This window comes from Photobacterium sp. GB-1, from assembly GCF_003026165.1.
Lineage (GTDB): Bacteria > Pseudomonadota > Gammaproteobacteria > Enterobacterales > Vibrionaceae > Photobacterium.
This window is the reverse complement of sequence record NZ_PYOB01000072.1, coordinates 1-530: the sequence shown is the minus strand read 5'-3', so window position 1 is coordinate 530 and position 530 is coordinate 1. Positions and strand designations below refer to the sequence as shown.

The window sequence follows — 530 nt, the reverse complement described above, 5'->3', positions numbered from 1 at the left end:
CGTTTGACGTTAGCAACAGAAGAAGCACCGGCTAACTCCGTGCCAGCAGCCGCGGTAATACGGAGGGTGCGAGCGTTAATCGGAATTACTGGGCGTAAAGCGCATGCAGGTGGTCTGTTAAGCAAGATGTGAAAGCCCGGGGCTCAACCTCGGAACAGCATTTTGAACTGGCAGACTAGAGTACTGTAGAGGGGGGTAGAATTTCAGGTGTAGCGGTGAAATGCGTAGAGATCTGAAGGAATACCGGTGGCGAAGGCGGCCCCCTGGACAGATACTGACACTCAGATGCGAAAGCGTGGGGAGCAAACAGGATTAGATACCCTGGTAGTCCACGCCGTAAACGATGTCTACTTGGAGGTTGTGGCCTTGAGCCGTGGCTTTCGGAGCTAACGCGTTAAGTAGACCGCCTGGGGAGTACGGTCGCAAGATTAAAACTCAAATGAATTGACGGGGGCCCGCACAAGCGGTGGAGCATGTGGTTTAATTCGATGCAACGCGAAGAACCTTACCTACTCTTGACATCCAGAGAA

Annotated in this window: 1 rRNA gene; it reads left to right on the top strand. The window is 53.0% G+C overall.

What is annotated here, in order from left to right:
• Positions 1–530: ribosomal RNA gene (locus C9J45_RS21480) — 16S ribosomal RNA — on the top strand; the annotation flags it as partial.